Genomic DNA, 6,312 nt, shown 5'->3' with positions numbered 1-6,312 from the left:
AAAGTAGTTTGAAAGCTCATTTGCTTTGCTAGCGATCCAACTTCGTTAGAAGTTGAAATCTATTGTTTGCTTCATTTAAGAAGCTTGTTTCATTAACGTTGCTTGTTCAGTTTTCAAGGTTCATTTTCTCGTTTGTTATCAGCTCGTTGCTGACGACTATTAGAATATTACACTCCTTTTGATAAACCGTCAACAGTTTTTAAAAACTTTTTTTCACTATTTTTTTCGTTATTAGTTTCTACTTATTTATATATCCTTTGAAAATTATTTTATATTTTATACAAAAAAACAGATTTCAAGTACTATATAATAAATGTGAAAGGAGTGAGTAACCTATTATGCAACAAACTTTTATTAATTATGTGAAGAAAATGCAAAACTATTCAGAGGCGCTTTCCGTTATTTATTGGGATATGCGTACAGGGGCTCCCCGAAAAGGGTTGGAGCAACGTGCGGAAGTGATCGGAACATTGTCTGCAGAATTATTTGCTCTCCAAACGAGTGACGAACTGGGGAAAATACTGTCTGAGCTTCAAAATGAAAATTTGGACTTTGTGACACAGCGTCTTTATGAAGAAGTTAAGAAAGAATATGACGAGTCTAAAAAGATACCGGCTGAGGAATTTAAAGCTTACACGATTTTAAAAGCGAAATCGGAAGCAGCATGGGAAAAGGCAAAGGAAAAATCAGATTTCCAGATTTTCTTACCGTACTTAAAAGAAGTAATCGATTATCAGAAACGGTTTGTTCAGTACTGGGGTATTAAAAACGGTTCTGCCTATAATACACTATTGGATAAATATGAACCAAATATGACGACGGATAAGCTTGACGAGTTATTTGGTGAGCTGAAGGCTACAATCGTTCCTTTAGTAAAGGCAATCGGTGAATCTAAAAACAAACCGGACACTTCCCTATTATTTAAACGCTTCCCGAAAAGCGGACAACATGCAGCTTCACTGGAATTGCTGAAGCAGCTTGGCTACGACTTTGAAGCAGGTCGGTTAGATGAGACGGTTCATCCATTCATGATCGGTTTAAACAGCGGAGATATCCGGATTACAACAAAGTATGATGAAAATGATTTCCGTTCCGCTGTTTTTGGTACGATTCATGAATGTGGACATGCTTTATACGAGCAAAATATTGATGCCTCATTAAACGGCCTGCCATTATCTACAGGTGCTTCGATGGGAATTCATGAATCTCAATCTTTATTTTATGAAAACATTATCGGACGAAATGAAAGCTTCTGGAAACATCATTACGCTATTTTACAAAAGCATTCTCCTGAACAATTTGGGGACGTACCGGCAGAAGCATTTTTAAAGGCAATCAATTTCTCAGAGCCTTCGTTAATACGTATTGAGGCAGACGAGCTTACTTACCCGCTTCATATAATGATCCGCTATGAAATTGAGCGAGAGATTTTCAATGGAGATTTACAGGCGGAAGATTTGCCGCGCGTTTGGAATGAAAAATACGAAGAATATTTAGGGATACGTCCGCAAAATGATGCAGAAGGTGTACTGCAGGATATGCACTGGAGTGACGGCAGCTTTGGCTACTTCCCAAGCTATGCGCTAGGTTTCATGTATGCTGCGCAATGGAAATTTGCAATGGATCAGGACATTCCGAACTTCGATGAGCTTTGCGAACGGGGAGAATTAGCACCTATTAAAGATTGGCTAACGAATAAAGTCCATCAATTCGGTGCATTGAAGAAACCGAATGAGTTAATATTGGAAGGTACCGGAGAACCGCTTTCCGCAAAGTATTTGGCCGACTACTTACTGAATAAATATACGCAGCTTTATAATTTGTAGATTTTCAAGCAAGCCTTTTCTTAAAAAGGTTTGCTTTTTTTATTAAAACCCGCCGCTTTTAATATGCGACGGGTGACTACGGACTTATGAAATTATTTTTTGCAGCAGTTGATAACCTAATCCTTTAAACGCAATATCTAAAGCTGTAGCAATCACAATCGCCACTACAACTCCTATATATAACATCTTTTTCCCTTTCATAAATGCCTCCTGATTCTATGTTTGTTATGATTCTCTGTTCTTTGTACCGCTTTATTTAAGCTATATACGATTCTTCATTTTCTACGTGTCAATATTAGAACAATACACTGATTTTAACATAGGATTTATATATTTTCCCGCCTCATCAAAACTATTAATGATCTAAGGCAATCAAAGGAAAAGGCGTCTCCCCGGTAATAGGAAGACACCTAAATTTTTATTTTAATTTTTCAATAAAGTGCTTTAACAATCGTGCGGTTAAACCCCAAATTGTGTACTTTCCATATTCATAAAACCATTCTTCCATTCGACTTGAACGCCACTCGTAATTTTCGCCGTTCGCAATTTTATCATACGGAAAATCAATCGGAGGTTTCGGTTCAACCGGAACATAATGCACATACGGCTCATGCGTCAGCAACCAGTTTAACGGGACTGTAAACAGTTCTTCGACTTCATCCTTATTAAATGTGTTCAGTTCCGACTGCTCGATGATTCCGATGAACGGATAGACAACAAAAGCCGGTGATATAACAAATGGACTGAGATTGCCTATTAGTTCAATCGACTGTTGATCGATTCCGAGCTCTTCATGTGTTTCCCGAAGCGCTGCAGCGAGCGGCGATTCATCCGTCTCATCAATTTTTCCGCCCGGAAAGCTAATATCGCCAGGTTGTTTGCGCATTGTTAACGCACGCACCTCAAACAAAATATGCCACTCACCCTGTTTTTTTACAAGCGGGATGAGCACGGCCGACCGAAAAGCAGTGTCTTCCCCTAAAAACAGAGGCTGCGGTTTTGCAAGCTGTCCTTTCAGATGATTTAAATCCATAACATTCTCCACCTTACTAAATAGTTATCTTTATCGTACCATGACCGCCTTGCATGGTGAAATGGAAATATGGAAGTAACACCTCTCACCCCTTTACTGCATACGATACAACAACACTATTAGAGAAAAGGATGACCAAATGAAATGGCTTAGAACCGCCCTTTTCGTTGGGCTTTTATTGTTGTTGGTCGGCTGTGGACAGAAGGATTTACAGGAAGTAAAAGTAGGCGAAGTAACCCGTTCTATTTTCTACGCTCCTCTTTATGCAGCGATTGAAGAGGGCTTTTTTGAAGATGAAGGTTTATCGATTCAACTGTCAACTATCCCTGGTGGAGACAAAACGATGACCGCGCTTTTATCGGATGGCATTGATATTGCCTTAATTGGAGCTGAAACGTCGGTTTATGTATCAGGGCAAAATCCGAACGATAAAGTAATTAACTTTGCACAGCTTACGCAAACAGACGGAACATTTTTAGTCGCGCGTGATCAGAATGTTGACTTTAGCTGGGATGGTTTAAAAGGCAGCACATTTTTAGGTCAGCGTGTTGGTGGAATGCCGCAAATGGCCGGCGAATTTGTGCTGAAAAAACAAGGGATTGATCCACAAAACGATTTAACTTTGATTCAAAATATCGACTTTGCTAATATTGCGAACGCCTTTGCTTCAGGTACGGGTGATTATGTACAACTTTTCGAACCGACTGCAAGTATTTTTGAACAGCAAGGCATCGGAAAAATCGTCGCTTCATTCGGCGAAGAGCTTGGCGCCATTCCATATACGGTATTTATGGCGAAAGAAAGTACATTCTCTGAAAAAGAAATGATGGATAGTTTTACGAAGGCCCTTTATAAAGCACAAAAGTGGGTGTACGAAGCATCGAGTGCTGACGTGGCAAAAGCGATTGCTCCTTACTTTGAAGATACAGACCAAGAAATTATTGAGCAGGTTGTGACGCGTTACCGTGATCAGGAGTCTTTTGCAAAAGATCCGATTATCGATGAAGAGGAATTCCAAAATCTACTTGATGTAATGACCGAAGCAGGCGTGCTGGAATTTGAGCCAGCATACAAAGATTTAGTAAACCGGTCATTTGCAGATGCGGTTGTGAAGTAAATGACTTATTTGGAAGTGAAAAATGTTACCCATCATTTCTTTAAAGAACAGCAAGTCGCAACAGCTCTTGAAGATGTAAATTTTACAGTTAATTCAGGAGAATTTGTCTCCTTTTTAGGTCCGAGCGGCTGTGGGAAATCCACACTGCTCTCTTTACTGGCCGGCTTATTGAAACCAACAACCGGTTCGATTGATTTTGCTGAATCGGATGTTGAAATCGGCTATATGCTTCAGCAGGATTTTTTGTTTCCATGGAAAACAATCGAAGACAATGTCGCACTCGGTTTGAAACTGCTAAAAAAAGAAGAAGATCACTCGATTGTTGATGAATTGCTCGAACAATTCGAATTGGCCCATACGAAAAAGCTTTATCCGCCGCAGCTTTCAGGGGGAATGCGCCAACGTATTGCGCTTGCCCGTACACTCGCCGTGAAACCAACATTACTTTTGCTTGATGAACCGTTTTCTGCACTCGATTTCCGATCCAAACTATCACTTGAAAACTTTGTATCGGATACATTGAAACAATTTTCAACGACTACTATTTTAGTAACGCATGATATTAGCGAAGCCATCGCGATGAGTGATAAAGTATTTATCTTTAGCCCTCGTCCGGGGACTATCGTGAAAAGCTTCATCATCCCACAGGAAGTTCGTGAACTGACACCATTCGAAGCAAGAAATGCCCCTGCTTTCCAAGTACTATTCCAGGAAATATGGAAGGAGCTTGATTCGGATGAATATTGAACAGCTGCAACAGCAATATAATGAGAAACGGCGACGTGAAAAACGCAAAATTTTCTCTTTCCAATTACTGCTCCTTGTCGGCCTTCTTCTATTTTGGGAGATTACGACACATTTCCGCATACTGGATCCGCTCATTTTCAGTAGTCCACGTGCGGTTGGGAGCCTATTTATCACAAAAATAACGGACGGCACCTTATTCCCGCATATTGCGATTACATTGTTCGAAACCGTTGTCGGCTTTATATTAGGGACTCTTCTTGGGACATTGCTTGCGATTTCCTTATGGTCTTCCAAAACATTTGCCAATGTAATGGACCCCTATCTTGTCGTATTAAATGCAATGCCTAAAGTAGCGATCGGACCGATGATTCTCGTTGTTTTCGGACCGAATATGCTTGCAGTTCTAGTAATGGGTGTGCTCATTTCAGTTATTATTTCGACCATCGTTATTTTTTCAGCTTTTCAGCAAGTAAACGAAAACTATATTAAGGTAATGCAGCTTTTCCGGGCATCCAAATATGAAACATTCCGGCATGTTATTCTTCCTGCCTCTACCCCGACGATTATCTCTACTTTAAAGGTGAATGTCGGCTTGTCATGGGTTGGGGTTATTGTCGGAGAGTTTTTAGTATCATCAAGCGGTCTTGGTTATCTTATTATTTCCGGGTTCCAAGTGTTTAACTTTACGTTAGTATTCTTGGCGCTTCTCATTATTATTGTATTGGCAACGATTATGTATAAAGGCGTTGAACTGATTGAACGAAAGGTATTGGAAAAGCAGTGATTAGTGAGTTGAAGAAGTCGCCGGGGCAAATTGAAAAACATCCATTTTCCTCTGGGGGGAGAAAAGTGGATGTTTTTGTGCTTTTATATGGAGGGAGTGACGAAAACCTCTACTTGGAATTTATATTTTTTCCCTTGGCGGTTAACATACCCATACGAGGCACTAATTGATGTAGATCGAATTGGAAAATCCATTCGCACCACTGAATCAATTAGCTAAGAAGGTTGAGCTGATAGCCTTTCACAATGATTCCGTCATTCAATGGTTCCAAGTCGCGTTCTGGAACATGTTGGAAGCCCATACTTTCATAAAGAGCAGATGCTTTTGTCATGAATGAAGCTGTATGGAGCCCGATCTGTTCGGAACCTGTTGCTTTCGCTAATTCGAGGCAATGAACAACTAACGCCCGACCGATGCCTTTCCCCCTAATATCAGGATCTACAGAAAGCATGCGAATCTCTGGAAATTCCTGCACATCATCCGTCCAGTCATAGGCTTGAGTGGATGCAGGAAATAATACGATGCTGCCGACAATAGCTCCATCGGTTTCGGCCACGAAAATCTGGGCATTATTTTTAATGTCGTTATCCGAAAGCAGACTGGTTTTTAATACACCCCAGTGTTCTGGTGAAACGTGCTGTTCGTATTCCCCATATCCTTTTACACGCAATACACGCACTGCCTGAATTTCCTCTTGCTTCATTTCTCTAATTTTCATTTGCTCAAGCCCCTTTATATTGTTTCTCTCATTACTATACCAAAAGGAGAAATTCCTTTTGGAGCCTCCCGGTTGTAATTAAATTTG

At 40.3% G+C, this 6,312-nt stretch carries 6 protein-coding genes; 4 read left to right on the top strand and 2 right to left on the bottom strand.

Annotated features, from left to right (window positions below; all coding sequences use genetic code 11):
* The first annotated feature begins 338 nt into the window (after positions 1-338).
* Complete coding sequence (locus M3166_RS17955; RefSeq protein WP_251691492.1) at positions 339-1,826, top strand: carboxypeptidase M32; 1,488 nt, start codon at positions 339-341, stop codon at positions 1,824-1,826.
* Positions 1,827-2,244: 418 nt separating this feature from the next.
* Here M3166_RS17955 and M3166_RS17950 read toward each other — a convergent pair whose 3' ends face one another.
* Complete coding sequence (locus M3166_RS17950; RefSeq protein WP_079523288.1) at positions 2,245-2,859, bottom strand: NUDIX hydrolase; 615 nt, start codon at positions 2,857-2,859, stop codon at positions 2,245-2,247.
* Positions 2,860-2,998: 139 nt separating this feature from the next.
* Between M3166_RS17950 and M3166_RS17945 the strand changes: the two genes are divergently transcribed.
* Genes M3166_RS17945 through M3166_RS17935 form a run of 3 tightly spaced genes read left to right on the top strand, consistent with a single transcriptional unit; the run spans position 2,999 to position 5,507 of the window.
* On the top strand, positions 2,999-3,976 hold the full coding sequence (locus M3166_RS17945) for an ABC transporter substrate-binding protein (RefSeq protein WP_251691490.1): 978 nt from the start codon (positions 2,999-3,001) through the stop codon (positions 3,974-3,976).
* Positions 3,977-4,723 (top strand): ABC transporter ATP-binding protein, encoded by a 747-nt coding sequence (locus M3166_RS17940; RefSeq protein ID WP_251691488.1) that lies wholly within the window; start codon positions 3,977-3,979, stop codon positions 4,721-4,723.
* Entirely contained in the window at positions 4,713-5,507 is a 795-nt protein-coding gene (locus M3166_RS17935) for an ABC transporter permease (protein WP_251691486.1), read from the top strand. Before M3166_RS17940 ends, M3166_RS17935 begins: the two co-directional genes overlap by 11 nt.
* A 211-nt stretch (positions 5,508-5,718) precedes the next feature.
* Here the strand turns inward: M3166_RS17935 and M3166_RS17930 are convergent, their stop codons facing one another.
* On the bottom strand, positions 5,719-6,225 hold the full coding sequence (locus M3166_RS17930) for a GNAT family N-acetyltransferase (RefSeq protein ID WP_251691484.1): 507 nt from the start codon (positions 6,223-6,225) through the stop codon (positions 5,719-5,721).
* Between the last annotated feature and the right edge of the window lie 87 nt (positions 6,226-6,312).

The sequence above is a fragment of the Solibacillus isronensis genome, assembly GCF_023715405.1.
GTDB lineage: Bacteria > Bacillota > Bacilli > Bacillales_A > Planococcaceae > Solibacillus > Solibacillus isronensis_B.
The sequence above is the reverse complement of the archived record's forward strand: the minus strand, read 5'-3'. Positions and strand labels throughout refer to the sequence as shown.

Excerpts from the sequence above, each read along its gene's own strand:
- M3166_RS17955 (WP_251691492.1), top strand. The coding sequence starts at position 339 with ATGCAACAAACTTTTATTAATTATGTGAAGAAAATGCAAAACTATTCA.
- M3166_RS17930 (WP_251691484.1), bottom strand. The coding sequence starts at position 6,225 with ATGAAAATTAGAGAAATGAAGCAAGAGGAAATTCAGGCAGTGCGTGTA.
- M3166_RS17945 (WP_251691490.1), top strand. The coding sequence starts at position 2,999 with ATGAAATGGCTTAGAACCGCCCTTTTCGTTGGGCTTTTATTGTTGTTG.
- M3166_RS17950 (WP_079523288.1), bottom strand. The coding sequence starts at position 2,859 with ATGGATTTAAATCATCTGAAAGGACAGCTTGCAAAACCGCAGCCTCTG.
- M3166_RS17935 (WP_251691486.1), top strand. The coding sequence starts at position 4,713 with ATGAATATTGAACAGCTGCAACAGCAATATAATGAGAAACGGCGACGT.
- M3166_RS17940 (WP_251691488.1), top strand. The coding sequence starts at position 3,977 with ATGACTTATTTGGAAGTGAAAAATGTTACCCATCATTTCTTTAAAGAA.